Genomic DNA, 17773 nt, shown 5'->3' on the forward strand with positions numbered 1-17773 from the left:
CCGGTATGATGGATTATAAAGAGACGTTGGAGGAAGTAAAGTCGTTCAAGATCGAGGAGGAACTCTTCAAGAAGTACTGGCGCGTGCTGAAACTGGCACGGACGCCAACCCGCGATGAGTTCTCCAAGATCGCCATCGTGGCGGCGGCCGGGATCATGCTCATCGGCCTTGTCGGCTTTATTATATACGAGATCCTGCTGGTATTGCCCAAATGATGGATATGGCTGAGAGCGCAAACAGAGTATACGCGATCAAGACGACCGCAAAGCAGGAGCGGACGGTTGCCGACAACATCGAGAAGGTGACCCGCGAGCAGAAAGACATCCACGTGATGGCCGTCATGGTTCCCGAGGAACTGAAGGGCTACGTCCTCGTGGAGAGCCCTGATTCCATCGCCCGGATAGAGCAGCTGGTGGAGTTGATCCCACATGCGCGCGCGGTGGTGCAGGGCTCGACAGCTCTCTCTGAGGTGGAGCATTTCCTGGTGCCGAAACCGGTTGTCAGCGGCATTACCGAGGGTACTATCGTCGAGATCATCGCCGGCCCATTCAAGGGCGAGAAGGCAGTCGTCAAGCGCATCGATTCCGGAAAGGAAGAGATCACGGTCGAACTCTACGAGAGTATGGTTCCCATTCCGATCACGGTCCGCGGCGATTCCGTCCGTGTTGTGGAGCGCTCGGAAGACGCCAGTTGAGAAATACACGTTTATCTTCTTTTTTGTTCGGCAAGAACGTTAGAACCGCCGCCGATGTGCTTCTCATCGGCTGAGCGCATGTATGTGTGTGGTGCCCGTGCGACACCCGGGCACCATCCTTTAAATCCTCTTACGTCGACCTTAGATAACCCAGGCAACTATTCCCCTGAGGAATAATAAGCTGGTGAACTTGTATGGCAGAAACGGTCGAGGTATTGGTACCCGGCGGCAAGGCAACAGCAGGTCCGCCTCTGGGCCCTGCGCTCGGACCTCTCGGTATCAACGTGAAGGCTGTCGTCGACGAGATTAACAAGAAAACCGCTGAATTCAACGGCATGCAGGTGCCGGTGACAGTCACGGTCGACGATAAGAAGAACTTCACGATTGAGGTGGGTATTCCGCCCACGACGGCGCTCGTCATGAAAGAGGCCGGTATCGGGAAGGGTTCGGCAGAGCCGGGTGCTTTGGTGGCAGGAGATCTGCCGCTGGAGGCCGCCGTTCGTATTGCCCGTATGAAGTTTGATGGCATGCTCTCGTACGATCTGAAGTCCGCGGTCAAAGAGGTCCTCGGAACGTGCGTGAGCGTCGGTGTCACCGTCGAGGGGAAGAAGCCCCGCGAGATGATCCAGGCCATCAATGACGGGGAGTACGACGGCGTACTCGTCGCATAGATGTCAGACAACCATAGAAGATCATGAGGTCGTGTACTATGGAGGCAAAGGATGGTTGACAAAACCATTATACAGGAAGCCGTGAAGACGGCCCTCTCAAAGGCTCCGGAACGGAAGTTCAAGGAGAGCGTGGATATCACCGTCAACCTCAGGAATATCGATATGTCCCAGCCCAAGAATCGTATTGATGAGACGATTCATCTCCCGAACGGTTTTGACAACGTCAAGATCGCAGTTCTCGGGAAGGGCGACATTGTCACCCAGGCAAAAGAGGTGAATGTGGACCTGATCATCGGACCTGAGGAGATCGAGCGGCTCGGGGGCGAACCCCGGGAAGCGCGTAAGGTGGCGGAAGAGTACCGGTTCTTCCTTGCCGAGACGGCAATGATGCCTCTCGTCGGCCGCTATCTCGGTGTCCGGCTCGGTCCGCGTGGACGGATGCCGATGCCGGTTCCGCAGGGAATGGATATCCGGCCCATCGTTCAGCGCCTGAGAAGTTCCGTAAAGATCCGGACGAAGGACAAGAAGGTCTTCCACACGAAGGTCGGAACTTCCGGGATGGAGCATGAGCAGATCGCCGAGAACATCGACGCCGTCCTTCACAGGGTCGAGTCCGTCCTGGAGAGCGGAACGATGAACATCCACTCGGTCTACGTGAAGACGACCATGGGGCCAGCAGTGAGGGTGATCTAGATGGCACTCTATACGCACCATCTGCCCCGGTGGAAGCGGGAAGAAGTAGAAGAGATCAAGCACGGTATCGAGGAGCACACGCTCGTCGGTGTCGTGGATATGTACGGCATTCCCGCCTCACAGGTCCAGCAGATCCGGCGGAACCTCCGCGGCACGGCGAGGGTGAAGATGGCCCGCAACACACTGATCGAGCACGCCTTGAACGAGCTCGGCGGTAGCGTCGCGTCCTTAAACGACCACGCCGAAGGTCAGAGCGCCCTGATCTTCACGAACGAGAACCCGTTCAAACTCTTCAAGCTGCTTGAGAAGACCAAGACGAAGATGGCGGCGAAACCCGGCGAGACTGCGCCGGAGGATATCGTCATCCCGAAGGGTCCGACCAGCTTCAAGCCGGGCCCGATCGTGGGCGAGCTTCAGCAGGTGGGCATTCCCGCAGCCATTGAGGGTGGAAAGGTCAAGATCCGTGAGACGAAGACGGTCGTGAAGAAGGGCGAGGTCATCAACAAGAAGGTTGCCGAAGCTCTCGTGAAACTCGGTGTCAAGCCGATGGATGTCGGCCTCATCCTGCAGGCCGCATACTACCGGGAGACCATCTTCACGCCGGACCTGCTCGCTATCGATGAGGACGCCTACGCGAACAACATCGTGCTCGCGGCCCAGCAGGCGTTCAACCTCTCGGTTAACGCTGTCATCCCGACCAGGCTCACCGTCGCGGCCATCATCGGCAAGGCGGTGCGCGAAGCCCGGAACGTGGGTGTCGAGGCGAGCATCTACGAGAAGGATATTGTCGATTTGATCATCGGGCGGGCACAGCGCGAGATGCTGGCCGTCGCGCTCGCGGCACAGGGCCGTGGGTTCGAGCTCGATGAGGCGACCCTGAAAGCCGCATCGGCTGCGACCGCTGCGGCACCCGCGGCAGCAGCCCCGGCGGCAGCCGAGGAAAAGCCCGAGGAAGAAGAGACGGAAGAGGAGAAGAAGGAAGAGGATGAAGAGGGCGGCATGGCCGGTCTCGGCGCTCTCTTCGGCTAATATCATTTCAAAAAGAGGTGAATGAACTATGGAGTATATCTACGCTGCACTGCTCCTGCACAACGCAGGCAAGGATGTAACTGAAGAGAATGTGACTGCTGTCCTGAACGCGGCCGGTGTCGAGGCCCAGGACGCCCGCGTGAAGGCGCTCGTCGCCGCACTCGAGGACGTGAACATCGAGGAGGCCATCAGCAAGGCCGCCGTCGCGCCCGTCGCCGCTGCCCCCGCAGCCGCTGCCCCTGCAGCCGCCGCACCGGCAGCCGAGGAAGAGCCCGAGGAAGAGTCCAAGAAGGAAGAGGAAGAAGAGAGCGGCATGGCCGGTCTCGGTGCCCTCTTCGGCTAAACCTTTTTTTTTCTTTCGCCGGCGGTTTGCCGGTGTTTCACGGACCCCGTCACGATGGTTTCTCTCTTGCGAGGGAGTTCTTTTGATCGGCGTCTCGGAGCTCCTGGACTCAGTACTTCGCTAACGTTTTTCGAAGAAGTCCCCGGAGGCCAAATAACTGACTTCCTTCACATCTGCCGGCCTTCGGGCTCTGTTCTTACGAGACATCGCATTTCACACCTCTGGTGCTCGAACTCCGGTGTCCGGGTGCTGCCAACTCCTCTTTGCGTCTTCGTTGCGGCCGCAAGGTTCCCTGCCGGGGACTCTGGTTAGCGGAGTACCGGGACTATGAAGAGTGATGTATCTGGAAAAAGGGGTGAGCCTTCCGAGCCGTCAGAGTATCTCGAACCAGACGTCCCGGAGGCCGACGTTGTGCTGGGCGATGAAGAGGGCGTCGCTGACCTCGATCACGCCGTTTGCGTGGACATCGGTCTTCCTGAACCGGTCGGGGTCGGTCTCGGGGTCGGGCTTCTCCAGGAAGCCCAGGCCCACGATCTCCTGGAGGACGACGAGGGTGTCGGCCTGGTTGACCGTCCCGTCCTCGTTTGCGTCCCCGAAGAGGACTGGAGTGACCTTGATGTAACCGGGTTTCGTGCAGGTCTCTTTGCCGCCGTTTATGGAGAGTGTGACCGTGTAGTTGCCGGGGAGGGTGTAGGTGTGGATCGGGTTCTGGTCGGTGGAGGTCGCGCCGTCACCGAAGGTCCAGAGCCAGGAGGTTGGATTATTCGATGAGGTGTCGGTGAACCGGACGGTGAGCGGGGCCACCCCGGCGGTTGTATCGGCGGTGAAGGATGCGTTTGACGGCATCGATACCGGGACTGCCCGCTGACGGAGGCTGGTAATGACATGGTCGTTTAGGGTGCATGACCACGCACAGGGGGTGGCCGAGGAGAACACGACATTGTTGACGTTCTTCGGGAGGAGATTCGCAGGAAGGGTCACTGTGGTTCCCTCGGGCGCAACTGCCGACGCCGAGTTCTTGACCTCCCAGACCGCGCAGGCCGGGGTATACGTCACCGGCCGGAGGGGGTCGACTTCCACGGCACAGGAGAGGGTATACTGCCGGCCGGTTTCAATTGCAGATCGGTTGATCGTAAACTGGACACCTGCATACCCCTCACCGAGACTGCGGAGGGGGAGGTCGGTCGAGATCGAGCCCGGGGCGATTGCAGGCCGGACGTCGTCGGTCCCGGTGCATTCGATCCTGCCCCAGAGGTTGTCGAGGTTGTCAACGGTATCGAAGGTCATCTGCAGGGTGACCTGCTGCACACCCGCTTCGGTGAACGTTGTCCGGTTGCAGGACCGCTCCAGCGTCACGCCGGAAGTCCTGGGTGCAAACGCCGAGGTCGTTGCCGCGGTCGAGAGCGTCATACCAGGGCTAATCTCGGTTGTCGGGGGGAAGGTCCAGGTCACCCGGGTCCCGTCGATCTCCGCAGCGGGCTCGGTACTGATAATCTCCGGTGCGTCGAGGACGAATGAGAGGTTGCCGAGGATGCTCTCCCGGTTGTCCGAGGGATTGTACACCCCTGTGAGGTACGCCAGCCGGCAGGGGGATGTGCCGCTTGCGATGGTGTCGTTCGCCGTGCCCCGGTTGTAGTTGACGTTGAAGATGAGTTCGGCGCGGGGGAGCGGCTGCTGCACCAGGATATAGTGCTCTTTTGTCATCGTGTCGATCGCGTTGCCGTCCGATACTGTGAGTGCAACGGAGTAGTTGCCGGGAGAGGTATAGGTGTGGACCGGGTCCTGATCGGTCGAGGTGTTGCCGTCCCCAAAGGACCACGACCACGCCGTCGGGTCTCCGGTCGAGGTGTCGGTGAACTGCACGGTGAGTGGCATGGTGCCGGCAGTGACGTTCGCGGTGAAGTTTGCCTGTGGGGCCGAGTCAATGACTTCGAAGTTCAGCGTGGCGTAGATATCATCGACACCCGGCGAGTCGAGGGCGTTGATGAGCGCAGTTACGGCGTCGGAGGCCTGCAGGTCGGTGAGTGTCACGTTGGCGATGCCTTCTCCGTAGATCACTCCGGTAGCGGGGTCGGCCATGACCCCGAAGTTATCATCAACCGGGTGCTGGACGACCACATAGTACTGCCCCTCCTGAAGCATGTCTGTCCCGTATAAGACGTAATCGAAGGTGCCATCGGCCTCAACGCTGGCGATCCATACTCCCAGCGCCCCATTATAATCTCCGTAATAGTCCGGGCCGAAGATCCAGATCTGCACGTTGGGCGGCGCTCCCCCTGCGATTCCGGTGATCCGGCACTCGTCTCCCGGGGCAACGGTGGCGCTGGAGGCCGTGGCGGTGATGGTGGGGGCCTGGAACCGGATGGTGGTCGTGGCGTACACGGCATCGGAGAGATGGGCTCCGTCCCGGGGGGAGGAGACAGCGTAGATGGTGTACGTCTCCTCTTCGAGAAGTCCGCCACGCACATATTGAGTGTTCCATAGGTACTCCCACGAATCGTCGATCTCGACATACCTGATGGTAAATGTCGACGGGTTATCGTTGACCACGGGCATTGAAAGGTCTGTGAGGTTTACTCCGGTTGCGTTCAGCCCCGGCCCTGTCAGGAAGAGGTAGGTCGTCGCACTATCGTTGTTCATTCCCCATAGTGTGATCTCGTCACCGATTGTGGCGTTTCCGTACCCGGGTGCTGTGATGCTGATCGTTCCGTGTTCGACGGTGATGTAATCGGTTATAGATATCTCATCGCTGCCGGCGCTGTTGCTCACCGTCAGGCTTACCGTGTAGGTGCCCGCTGCGGTGTAGATGTGGATCGGGTTCTGGTCAGTGGAGGTGGCACCGTCGCCGAAGGACCAGAGCCAGGAAGTCGGGTCGCCGGTGGAGAGGTCCGTGAACTGGACGACCAGCGGGACGGGGCCAGAGGTGACGTTCGCGGCAAAGTCTGCGGTTGGTAGTTCGACGATGCCGAACTTCGCGACGAAGGCATCGCTACTCCCTCCACTATAGGTGCTCTGGTATGCCCGCAGGACAGGGAAGTCATTAGATCCCGTATACCCCGCGACCCATACTCCGCCGGCGTCGTCACCCGCAAGCGCTTTTCCATAATCAGTATCCTCTCCACCCAGGTAGGTCGATAAGAGGAGAGCGCCCTCCGACGAGAAGTGGGAGACGAAGGCATCGTAATAATCTCCTCCTCCGTAGGTGCTCTGGAACGCATCATCCGTGATCGGGAAGGCGGTAGATTTTGTACACCCCGTGACCCATACCCCTCCATCGCCGTCACCCGCAAGGGTATATCGATGATCATCTTCTCTCCCTGCGCCTCCATCACAATCATCCCCCTCTCCGCCCAGGTAGGTCGATGAGAGGAGAGCGCCCTCCGGCGAGAAGTGGGAGACGAAGCGATCGCCATAAGATGACCCTCCCCCGTAGATACTCTGGTGTGCGTTCAGGGTCGGGAAATTATCAGAGCGTGTATCTCCTGTGACCCATACCCCTCCGGCGCCGTCAATCGCAAGGGCATATCCGGAATCACGTTCGTCTCCACCCAGGTATGTCGAGTAGAGGAGAGTGCCGTTCGACGAGAAGTGAGAGACGAAAGCATCATAACTCCCCTCATTGTCCCACTGGTATGCGTTCAGGACCGGGAAGCCACTGTTGGGGTTATCCGGCACATGCACTGACTGTGTCTCTCCAGTGACCCAGACACCTCCATCGCCATCACCCGCGAGGGCGGATCCGTCATCTTGATTCATTCCGCCCAGGCAGGTCGATGAGAGGAGAGTGCCGTTCGATGCGAAGTGGGAGACGAAGACATCCCACCCCCCTCTGTTGCCTCTCTCGAATGCACCACCCGTGACCGGGAAGCCGCCATACTGGTTGCCCCCCATGACCCAGACTCCGCCGGTGCCGTCACCCGCAAGGGCCGATCCATAGTCATAATTCTCCCCGCCCAGGTAGGTCGATAAGAGGAGATCGCCGTCAAACGAGAAGCGGGCTACGAAGGCATCGCCAGAACCTCCTCCATAGGTGCTCTGGTATGCATCCTCCGTTACCGGGAGGTCGGTTGAGGTCGTCAGTCCCGTGACCCAGACCCCTCCTTCGCCGTCACCCACAAGGGCATTGTCGATTTCAGTTTCCCCTCCGCCCAGGTAGGTCGATGAGAGGAGAGTACCGTCCGACGAGAAGTGGGAGATGAAGGTATCTCCACCACCTCCATAGTCGCTCTGGGATGGGTTCAGGACCGGGAAATCGGTTGAGACCGTCTGTCCCATGACCCAGACCCCACCGACGCCGTCACCCGCAAGGACATGTCCGTACTCGGTGATCGTTCCACCGAGGCAGGTCGATGAGAGGAGAGCGCCGGTCGACGAGAAGTGGGAGACGAAAGCAATCTGACTCCATTTCCCATTGGAGTCGTCCAGGACCGGGAAATCGGGAGAGGCCGTATATCCCGTAACCCATACCCCTCCTTCGCCGTCACCCGCAAGGGCATACCCCATATCCCAATACTCTCCGCCCAGATAACTCGAGTAGACCAGTTCGGGGTCGATGATCAACTCATGCCCGGCGTCGTACTCCGCCACCGCGATACGAACCGATCCGTCATCGGCGATGTACTCCGCGGCCCGGTCGACTCTCTTCCCGCCGATCACCTGCCAGCAGACGAGAGGGCTCTCAAGCAGCTCCCCTGCCGGCGACGCGAACCGCAGCACGCCGTCCCCATCCACGTGAGGCATGCTCTCTCCCTCGTAGAGCAGTTCAATCTGCGAGGGGTCCGCGCCGGGCGAGATGCGGAACTCACGTTTCAGCCTGCCGTTCTCCTCGGCATACACGAGATCGATCCCGGGATACAGGCCTTCGTATATAACCCGGGAGTACACCGGGATGCCGCTCAGCCACTCCGACGAGTCGTTCCCGACGTAATAGTTCACGACCCCCTGACGCTGACCGCTTGCCGTCAGCTGCGTGTCCGGGGATGCACCGGCAAACGACTGCCGTATAACGTCTACCGGGGCATTGTCCGGGCTTCCCGGGGTATGGACCAGCACAAGTCCGTTTCTCGTAAAGAAGACCGTCGTTCCCTGGTGCTGCAGGACATACTCCACCCCGGGGTCGCACTGGCCGACATTCGGGATGAAACCCAAACTGAGAAGTCGATAGTTTGCTCCATCATCAACCTCAAGAAAATCCGGGGGCGCACCACCCGTTTCTGTATCCACCGCCGCTGCCGCCGGCAGCAACGCTGCCAGTACAATAAGAACCACGAGAGAGAGTATCCGCTTCATCACGACCACGCACCCGCGACACCGATCCTGCCGGCGAGCTCCTGCCTGCCCGGGAGTCGAGAAGGGGAAGCGAAGCAGGGGTCTCGGGGTGCCCGGATGCCGGGATGGCCGCGACGGTCGATGAACGCCTCTCGATCGGGGAAGTCATTCCCTCGTGATGCCGGATCGGCGATCTGGCTATGCACGATACTAATCTTTAAGTAGAGAAAAACTTTTCTCTGTTATAACTTCAGTGATAAACCCGTTTTATCAAAACTGCTCTCAATAAAGGGCTTTTCGCTCGAAGGGAGTTGCTGGGGAGCCCCACCGGACAGCGGGCGGGCTTCTCTCCCCCGCTCCCGCCCGCGCGCGCTGCCTGCGGAAACGTGGCCTGATCGGGAACGCACCGCTTCCCGGCACTACTCGAAAAATGAAAAGAGGCTTTACCCGGGCAGTCACCCGGCGGAGCGCCCTACTCCTCCACGCTCCCCCCGTACACCACCTGTCCAAAACTGATGCACCCGTCCCCGAGCGGATACTCCCGGTTGATAAGCAGTTCAAGCCCCGCAGCCCGGACCTCCCCGATGATCGTCTCCCGGATCGCCCTATTATACACCACCCCGCCAGAGAGCGCCACCCGGGGGATCCCCCGCTCCTCCGCCGCGGCAACAGCCATCGCAGCGACGCCTCTCGCCAGGTTATACTGGAACGACGCGGCGATATCATTCATCCGTTCCCCGGCGGCTAACCGCCGGTAGGCCTCCACAAGGAGCGAGCGGGTCGAGAGGACCTCGCAGCCGTCATCACCACGCAGGAAGTCGAGGTCCCAGGCCGACGCCCTCCTGCCGTATGCCGCCGACTCGAGTTTCATCGCCGGCTCCCCATCGTAGGTCCGCTCCCGGCAGATCCCGAGGAGAGCCGAGGCGGCATCCAGCACTCGGCCGGTGCTCGAGGTCGCGGCGACGTTCAGGCCCCGCTCCACCTGCCGGGCGAGGACTGAGAGTTCCATCTCACTCCATCCCCGCGATGCGAGCAGATCCCGAATCCCCGACGTCGGCAGGATGCCGTAAAGCATCCGCTCCGGGAACCGGGTGGCGAGGTCACCACCCGGCATCGGGACGACCTCGAGGTGGGCCACCCGGTCGAGGTGGGGGACCTCTCCCGCAAACACCTCGCCTCCCCAGATTGTCCCGTCGTCGCCGTAGCCCACGCCGTCGATCGCGATCCCGACGCACTCCTCCCGGGTCGTGGCCGCGATGTGCGCCCGGTGGTGCTGGACGGCGAGAAGTTCCGCTCCGGCCGCTTCGGCAACCTCCCTCGCGTAGCGGGTCGAGAGGAACTGCGGGTGGAGATCGTGGACGATCCGGTCGTATTGTGCCCCAACGAGCCCCCCGATCTTCTCCGCCGTCTCCTGCAGATAGGCGAGGGTCTGGGGGTTCCTGACGTTTCCGACGTGGGGCGAGGTGATGCAGAAGCCGTTACGGTAAACGGAGACATTCGCGTTCAGTTCCGGGCCGACCCCGAGGATGCACGCATCCCCGAGATCGATCGCCGCCCGTTTCGGGGCGAGGCCACGCGAGAGTCTGATGATGTAGCCGTCCCGGAGAACAGAGTCATCGCACCGGTTGACGATCCGGCGGTCATGGGTGAGGATGTAGTCGACCTGCTCCGAGAGCCGGCCGAGGGCAACCGATAGATCCGTGATCATCGGGTAGCCCGGCAGGTTCGCGCTCGTCATCACGATGAGCCGATGGGCGAGGTGCGCGAAGAGGAGGTGGTGCAGCCCGGTGTAGGGGAGCATGCACCCGATGGTGTGGAGGGTCGAGATCGCAGGGTGGGATGCAGGGTCCTGCTTTGCAAGCACCACAATCGGACGTTCCCGGGAAAGGAGGATCTCCCGCTCTTCGTCTGACACAATCGCGATCCGCTCCACCTCCTCCGGGGTTGCCATCACCGCGAGCGGCTGCTCCGTCCGGCCGAGACGGCGTTTCAGCTCAGGGGCCGCCTCCTCGGTACAGGCGATATGAAACCCTCCTATCCCCCGGATGGCGACGATCGAACCGGCATCCAGAAGGGCCGCCGCTTCCCGGATGGGGTCCCCCGTCACTGGCGCCCCGTCGGCCCGGAGCAGAGTGAGGTGCGGTCCGCAGTCTGCACACGCGATCGTCTGGGCGTGGTGGCGCCGGCACGACGGGTCGGTATACTCGCTATCGCAGGTGGAGCACATCGGGAACTCCATCATCGACGTCCGCTCCCGGTCGTAGGGGATGGCGGTGATGATGCTGTATCGCGGACCGCAGTTGACGCAGGATGTCGCCCAGTAACCCTCGTACCGCCCGCCCGGCGTAAAAATGTCCGCGATACAGTCGTCACAGGTGGCGACGTCGGTCGGAATGAATCCCGAGAGGCTCCCTGAACCGCTCTCGAGAATGCTAAACGTATCGGGTGGGTTGCCGCGCAGATTCTGGACATCTACGGAATCTATTTGAGATAGCGGCGTACCTTCCGAAACAGCCTTCAAAAAATTCTCGAAGTGGTCCCCGAATGCATGGATCTCCACTTCGCTCCCGAGGTTTTTGACGGTCCCGGTTATTCCGAATTCCCGCGCCTTTGCATAGACAAAGGGACGAAATCCGACCCCCTGGACGATGCCCCGGATGATAATTATGCCACGTGTACGCATTGAGATTTCAGCAAAAATTTATGGAGTTATACCACCATATAACAATAGGGTATCGCAGTGACGGGACATATTAAAATTCTTAACGATCCAGTAGAACTGGTTCCTCTTCTTATAACGTTCAATAATGCTGACTATAAAAGGATCTACGAACTCCTCAACAAGGCCTGGCTGACCGAGGAGGATCTCGAGGCGTATGCCGGGTCCTTGACAGTGACCGAGTGCCTCTCTATCCTCAAGAAGGGAAACCTGATCGAAGAGCAGTGGCGGATGCCCAGGCCCGGAGAGAAGCCTACGAAGGAATACCGGGCGACATACAGCAAATTCAGGGCTAATTTTCAGTGTTCCATGGGCGATATCGGGGACCTGCTGCATATCGCCATCTCGAACGACGAGGGTCTCCGCACCATCGTGGATTCGGTCCAGCAGGAGATTGTGACCGGGACAACCTCTATCGGCGATATATCCCGCAAATACGGTGTCAGTCCGATCTTCATCAAGGGACTGGCGAAACGGATCCCCGGTCTCGACGTGAAAGGGCAGGGAATGGTGTTGCTTGACCGACTTCACTGACGATCCCCTTTACGTCATCCTGCGCAGCAAGAGGGAGGCCACCCGGTTCCAGATTCTCGTAGAGATCGCCGAACACCAGCCAGCTGTCCGCCAGCAGGAGATCGCCGGGAAACTCGGCGTGACGCCCCAGGCGGTCTCCGAGTACATCCGGGAGCTGGTGGATGAGGGGCTGGTCACCGCTCACGGTCGCGGCCGGTACGAGGTGACGAAGAACGGGATCGAGTGGGTTCTGCGGCACGCCGAGGCGCTCGAGTCTTACGCCCGTCATATTAACCGGGACATCATCCAGCAGGTTGCAGTCTGGACGGCCATCGCCCAGGATGTGATCGGGAAGGGGGATACGGTCGGCGTCTTCATGCAGAACGGGTGGCTCTATGCGACGAAAGAAGAGCAGAGCGCCACCGGCCTCGCGACCATGGACGCGGTGCCCGGAGAGGATCTCGGCGTCGCCCAGTTGAACGGCATCATCCAGCACGAGGAGGGGCTCATTCACGTCTGCAAGGTGCCGCGGGTGGAGCGGGGCGGGTCCCGGCAGGTCTCGACGGAACTCCTCCGGGAGGCCGTCCGGGACGCGGAGATGGTGGGCGCCGTCGGGCTTGAGTCCTACGTGGCCCTCAGAAAGGCGGATATCGAGCCGGATATGTTTTTCGGCTCCCGGGAAGGCGTTGTCGAGGCGGCGTTCCACGGCCGGGAGTGCGCAATTCTTATTGTCGATGAGGAGTTTACCGATTTCCTCAAGCGTCTGGAGACGGTGGGGCTCACCTACACGATCCACGACCTGATTTCACCATGAAGGTTATCGTCCAGCCTCAGAAGGGCACGTACAAACTGCTGTTTGTCGAAGGCGGCCGTGTCGAAGGCTCGGGATTCGTCGACCTGGCAGGGACTCCGAAGGGCCGGCGGCCCAAGAACTTCAAGATGCGCCGCCGGGGCAAACAACTTAAGCCCACCCCGACCCGGGACCTGATTGCCCTGTTGCGCCGCTCTTCAGTACTTCTTGCGGCGAAGAGCCCGGAGTTTGAGTCGTTTCTTGCCGACCTCCAGATCCCGTCGTCACGTATCAACATCTGCCGGTTCTGCCAGCTCGAGGACCGGTTCGTACCCGTTGACAGGGCGACCGGCGTCCGGTATGGCGGGGAGTGGATCTGCATGGAGTGCGCAAAGCGCGAAATGCGGCGGGAACTCGGCTACCTGGGGAAGTTCGGCGGCTCGGTGCTCGTCCACCTGGAAAAACTTCTTGCCCAGGTCCGGGACCTCGACCGGGTGCTGGCATCGGTGGGGCCCGACCACCCCGACCGGAAGCGGACGCTCTTTGACCGGCTCGAGGCGCACGAAGTTCAGAAAACCACCCATATCACCGATCTGCCGCTGCCTCCTGCGTTCGCGAAGGCCGCCGGGGTCGAATACCTGATGCCCGTCCAGCAGCTCGCTGTCCAGGACGGGCTCCTCGAGGGGCAGCACCTCCTGGTCGTCTCGGCCACCGCGAGCGGCAAGACCTTCATCGGGGAGATGGCCGGGATGAAGAATTTCCTCGAGGGCCGGGGGAGGATGCTCTTCCTGGTTCCGCTGGTCGCCCTCGCGAATCAGAAATACCAGCGGTTCCGCGATCGCTACGGTCACCTTGTCCGGGTCACCCTGCAGACCGGGGTGAGCCGCCTCAACCTCCCCGAGACCCGGTCAGCGGGAGACCGGGACGTCAACGCGCCCGTCGTGGTGGGGACCTACGAGGGGATCGACCACGCTCTGCGGACCGGGCGGTCCTTGAAGGACATCGGGACTGTCGTCATCGACGAGGTCCAGATGCTTGAGGACCCGGAACGAGGCCACCGTCTCGACGGGCTGATCGCCCGGCTCAAGCATGTCGCTCCCGAGGCGCAGTTCCTCTACCTCTCGGCTACGATCGGCCTTCCCGGGCTGCTTGCGGAGAAACTTCGGGCGAACCTTGTCCGCTATGCGGACCGGCCGGTCCCGCTCGAGCGCCACCTCATCTTTGTGGAGCGGAGCAAGAAGATCGGGTTCATCAAGCAGATGGTCGCTGAGGAGTACAAGGTGCGTTCGTCGAAGGGTTACCGGGGCCAGACGATTGTCTTCACGAACTCCCGCGCCCGGTGCCATGTCATCGCCGATGCCCTCGGCAAGAAGGCCGGCCCCTACCACGCGGGGCTGTCCGCCCAGGAACGCCGGGACGTTGAGCGGCGGTTCGCGAACGGAGAGATCTCGGCCGTCGTGACCACGGCGGCGCTCGCCGCAGGCGTCGATTTCCCGGCATCCCAGGTGATCTTCGACGCCCTGGCGATGGGCATTCAGTGGCTCACCGTCCAGGAGTTCCACCAGATGATGGGCCGGGCTGGTCGTCCGGACTTCCACGACCTCGGCCGGGTGGTCATCATGGCCGAACCCGGGGGTTCGTACTCGCGGACATCCGGGATGACCGAGGAGGAGGTCGCCGTCGGCCTCCTGCGGGGCGAGATGGAGGAGGTCGCCCCCGAGTACGACATGGAGCAGAGCACGGAGGAGTTCGTCGCGAACGCCGTGGTCTCGAACGGCGACGAGCAGCAGATTATCAGGATGAACCGCACGATGGTCGGGACGCTGGAACCCGCCCTGCCAACGCTCCTCGACTACGGGCTGGTCCGGCGGCGGGCGGGGCGCATCGACCTCACTGATATGGCCCGGGTGATGGCCGAGCACTTCATCGGCGCCGAGCGCCTGATCGAGATCAAGGATCTCGTCTGCCGCATGGACGATGCGGCTGAGATCGTCGCGGAACTCGAGTGCGTCGAGGAGAAGACGCCGTAGGGATTTTTTCTTCAGGGTTTCCGGGGAACTCGCCTGGAACCCCCCCTCCAAAAAGCCACATTTATTTGTGTTCTTCAAGATTCCTTGTCCCCTGGTTTTACGTTTCGAAACGTTGCAAATCCCGTGCACGGATTTCCACTGGCTATCGCCACGCACTGCCCCCGCCCCGAGGTGCGAATGAGGAGGCCGGAGGCCGGGCGGGGTGGGGGCGAAGAGGACGGGTCCTCAATTAGAAGAACTAAAGCACCTGCGATGGGCGTCGGAGACAGGGGAGGGGGGATGCTCCCCCCTCCCCGTCAGCCCCACCCCCACGTGGCGATAGCCACCACGGTCCACTGTATTGGGACTCTCTTGTCTCAACAGTTCTGTCGGTGGTCAATAGCACTGCAGTATTCTCAACCATCACTGTAGGTTCACTGGCCCCTCATACCCCACGGTTGTTGTCCAAACCCCTTCACCGATAGCGCTCCAGGTACTCCCGCACCTTCTCCGACTCGACCCACCCTTCATCGAGCTGTCTGAGGATCACCTTGATCTGCCTGACCTGCTCCTGAATCTTCTCCGCCCGTTCATCGTCGATGAGGTCGGCCATCCCCTGAACAACCTGGAGAGGGTTTCGTATGTGGTCGGTCAGGACCGCGAACTGCTCGATGTTCCGCTCGATCTGGCGGTACGCCTCCATTCTCTCTCGTTCTATCCTCTCCCGCTCTCTCATCTCGCGCCTGAGGCTCTCATTTGCCGCCCGGAGTTCTTCTGTCCGCTGTGTCACCAGTTCCTCAAGACGGTAGCGGTAGTCCATCAGCTCCTTCTCGGCCTGCCGTCTCTCCGTCACGTCCCGGGCGATGATGAGGATGGCCGGCGTGCCCCCGAGGGTGATGCGATGGATGCTCGCCTCGACGGGGATCCGTTCGCCCTCCCGGGGAATCAGGTCGGCGCTGTGGAGACGGTGGTCGTTTCTCTTGAAGTCGCTCCGGACGAGGATGACTGATCCGGGAGCGAGGGCGAAGAGCTCATCCCGGGTATATCCGAGGCACCGGCAGGCGAGCGCGTTCGCATCCAGTATCCGGTAGGGCGTCCCTTCCCTCCCGACGGCACATACCAGCAGAAAATCGTTCCCGCTCTCAAAGAGGAGACGATAACGATCCCTGCTCTCCTGGAGATCCCGCCGGGAGCGTTCCAGTTCGTCGAGTATCAGGTTGATCTCGTCGACAAACCGCGAGACCGGGTCGCCCCCGACTGCAGGGGGCCGAGGCGGGACACTGTTCGCCGTCTTGATGCTCTCGAAGCTTGCGTCCATGCCGGCGATGCGGGAAGCCACTTCCCGCTCCTTGAGCCAGACGCCGAGTAGCCCGAAGGCGATGCCGACAGAGAGGAGTTCGAGGATCAGGACGCCCGGGGAGGTCCAGATCTCCCCGGGAAGGCCGGAAGGAAGGGTGAGGATGAGGAAGAGGGCAGGACTGCGGGCACAAAGCGTAGGCCGGGCAATCGGGAGCAGTGGTGCATTCTTGCAGGGAACCATGCTGGTTGTACTGTGTCGCTCATGCCGGGCAGATATCTGCCCATAGCCTGCAGGGTGTGTCCGGGGCATCATCTGGTCTGGTTCGCAGGTTTCTATCGTGACGATTCCGGCGCTTTTTTACCCATACGCCATCGTATCCCATAATAGTGAATCAACTATATAATATTTTCTCATATGGGAGGACTGTGTACAGTCGGAATATCGATTTCCAGTCATAAGAAGAGGCGCTCCCGGCATCAGAAGATGTTTGCTGGTCTTTGGCGCGGCACCGCCGGGAGACGGAAAACTGGCTACTCGGATCCGGAAATGTCCCTGCCGGCGCTTTTCCGGGCGTTTTTCTGCATCATCAACGCGAATACAGCGGTCCCGAGAAGGCTTATCCCCCCGGCAACGTAGAAAACGGCGTCGATACCGACAAAGTCCATGAAGACACCCCCGAGCAGTGGTGCGATGATCATGCCGATACCAAAAACCGTGTTGTAGGCGCCCATCGAGGTCCCCATCCCGATCGTCCGGCCCGCATCGACCGTCAGGGCCATAATGGCCGGCTGCTGGACGGCACCACCGACGCCGATCAGGGAAGTGGCCGCGAGCAGGGGCCAGAACGACCCGGAGGTGGGAATGATGGCGAGCGCTATCGCTGTTATGGTCGAGCCCGCGACGATCAGGGCGACCTTGTTCCCGGTGTCGGTGAGCCTCCCCATCGGCACCTGGAGGAGCGCCATCAGGAAGGTGTTCACGGAGAGGACGATACCCACCTCTGAGGCGCTGATCGCAATCAGCGGCGCAAAGATCGGGATGAAGACCATCATGCCTCCACGCCCGAGGGCGCTGATGAAACTGAAGACCATTACCCCCCGCATCGTCGGCAGCTCGAAGATCTCCCGCATCGGGGTAGGTTCCGCGTCCGGGACCGTGAACTTACTCCGTTTTGCTTCCGGGAGAGAGACAGCAACGAGAAGCGTGGCAAGAGCCGAAAAGGCAGCCATGGCATAGAAGACCGAGTCCATTCCGAATGCATCGTTCAGGAACCCGCCGAGCAGCGGCCCCGTCCCCAGGCCGAGGAACATCGAGATGGAGAAGTTCCCCATTCTGCTCCCTTCCTTTCCCTTCTCCGCGAAATCCGCGATGTAGGCCATGGCTATCGGGACGACCATGGCCGAAGCGATCCCGTGGACGAAGCGGACGACCGTGAGGGAGTAGACGCTGTCGGCGATGATGTAGGAGAGCGACATGACTGCGTAGATGAACATGCCGATGAGGATGATCCACTTCCTTCCCCGCCGGTCCGATATCCTCCCGATGATGGGCATGAAGATCGACCGGGAGAGCGCGAAGGCTGAGAAGATGATGCCGAGCCAGATGCCGGTTGCTCCGAGATTTTCCGCGTATATGGGAAGCAGCGGGCTGACGACACCGAGCCCGAGCATGGTGGCGAAGACAGAGATGAATAAGACGTTGTATATGCGCTTTGCGGTATTCATGCAGGTTACACCGGATTTGA

The 17773-nt window shown here is 60.8% G+C and carries 13 protein-coding genes; 9 read left to right on the forward strand and 4 right to left on the reverse strand.

The window, feature by feature from the left end; all coding sequences use genetic code 11:
• Positions 1–5: 5 nt before the first annotated feature.
• The 6 genes from HL657_RS02955 to rpl12p all read left to right on the forward strand — a co-directional run bounded on the left by HL657_RS02955 (position 6) and on the right by rpl12p (position 3430).
• The gene (locus tag HL657_RS02955) at positions 6–215 is read left to right on the forward strand and encodes a protein translocase SEC61 complex subunit gamma (RefSeq protein ID WP_250986631.1); all 210 of its coding nucleotides are present in this window, start codon (positions 6–8) and stop codon (positions 213–215) included.
• Positions 216–220: 5 nt separating this feature from the next.
• The gene (locus tag HL657_RS02960) at positions 221–694 is read left to right on the forward strand and encodes a transcription elongation factor Spt5 (protein WP_317295613.1); all 474 of its coding nucleotides are present in this window, start codon (positions 221–223) and stop codon (positions 692–694) included.
• A 194-nt stretch (positions 695–888) separates the two neighbouring features.
• Complete coding sequence (locus HL657_RS02965; RefSeq protein WP_317295342.1) at positions 889–1365, forward strand: 50S ribosomal protein L11; 477 nt, start codon at positions 889–891, stop codon at positions 1363–1365.
• A gap of 51 nt (positions 1366–1416) precedes the next feature.
• Positions 1417–2058 carry a 50S ribosomal protein L1 gene (locus HL657_RS02970; protein ID WP_317295343.1) on the forward strand — a complete coding sequence of 214 codons (642 nt, stop codon included), beginning with the start codon at positions 1417–1419 and terminating at the stop codon, positions 2056–2058.
• A complete protein-coding gene (locus HL657_RS02975; protein ID WP_317295344.1) occupies positions 2059–3087 on the forward strand; it encodes a 50S ribosomal protein L10 in 1029 nt (342 codons plus the stop codon). It begins immediately after the preceding gene.
• Positions 3088–3115: 28 nt separating this feature from the next.
• Positions 3116–3430, forward strand: coding sequence for a 50S ribosomal protein P1 (gene rpl12p, locus HL657_RS02980; RefSeq protein WP_317295345.1), 315 nt, complete (start codon positions 3116–3118; stop codon positions 3428–3430).
• 372 nt (positions 3431–3802) lie between these two features.
• Here the strand turns inward: rpl12p and HL657_RS02985 are convergent, their stop codons facing one another.
• On the reverse strand, positions 3803–8719 hold the full coding sequence (locus HL657_RS02985) for a PKD domain-containing protein (protein WP_317295346.1): 4917 nt from the start codon (positions 8717–8719) through the stop codon (positions 3803–3805).
• A 451-nt stretch (positions 8720–9170) separates the two neighbouring features.
• A complete protein-coding gene (gene hypF / locus HL657_RS02990; RefSeq protein ID WP_317295347.1) occupies positions 9171–11381 on the reverse strand; it encodes a carbamoyltransferase HypF in 2211 nt (736 codons plus the stop codon).
• Positions 11382–11438: 57 nt separating this feature from the next.
• Between hypF and HL657_RS02995 the strand changes: the two genes are divergently transcribed.
• From HL657_RS02995 to HL657_RS03005, 3 genes are read left to right on the forward strand one after another with little or no spacing between them, the layout of a single operon-like run.
• A complete protein-coding gene (locus tag HL657_RS02995; RefSeq protein WP_317295348.1) occupies positions 11439–11951 on the forward strand; it encodes an ArsR family transcriptional regulator in 513 nt (170 codons plus the stop codon).
• A complete protein-coding gene (locus tag HL657_RS03000) occupies positions 11935–12744 on the forward strand; it encodes a DUF7839 domain-containing protein (RefSeq protein WP_317295349.1) in 810 nt (269 codons plus the stop codon). Before HL657_RS02995 ends, HL657_RS03000 begins: the two co-directional genes overlap by 17 nt.
• The gene (locus HL657_RS03005; RefSeq protein ID WP_317295350.1) at positions 12741–14750 is read left to right on the forward strand and encodes a DEAD/DEAH box helicase; all 2010 of its coding nucleotides are present in this window, start codon (positions 12741–12743) and stop codon (positions 14748–14750) included. Before HL657_RS03000 ends, HL657_RS03005 begins: the two co-directional genes overlap by 4 nt.
• Before the next feature lie 454 nt (positions 14751–15204).
• On the opposite strand, the gene HL657_RS03010 is transcribed toward HL657_RS03005, so the two are convergent.
• Together HL657_RS03010 and HL657_RS03015 are read right to left on the reverse strand one after the other, a co-directional pair.
• Positions 15205–16269, reverse strand: a complete 1065-nt coding sequence (locus HL657_RS03010; protein ID WP_317295351.1) for a PAS domain S-box protein — start codon at positions 16267–16269, stop codon at positions 15205–15207.
• A 290-nt stretch (positions 16270–16559) separates the two neighbouring features.
• Positions 16560–17753 (reverse strand): MFS transporter, encoded by a 1194-nt coding sequence (locus tag HL657_RS03015; protein WP_317295352.1) that lies wholly within the window; start codon positions 17751–17753, stop codon positions 16560–16562.
• Positions 17754–17773 lie beyond the last annotated feature (20 nt).

The organism is Methanoculleus nereidis (assembly GCF_032944295.1).
Lineage (GTDB): Archaea > Halobacteriota > Methanomicrobia > Methanomicrobiales > Methanoculleaceae > Methanoculleus > Methanoculleus nereidis.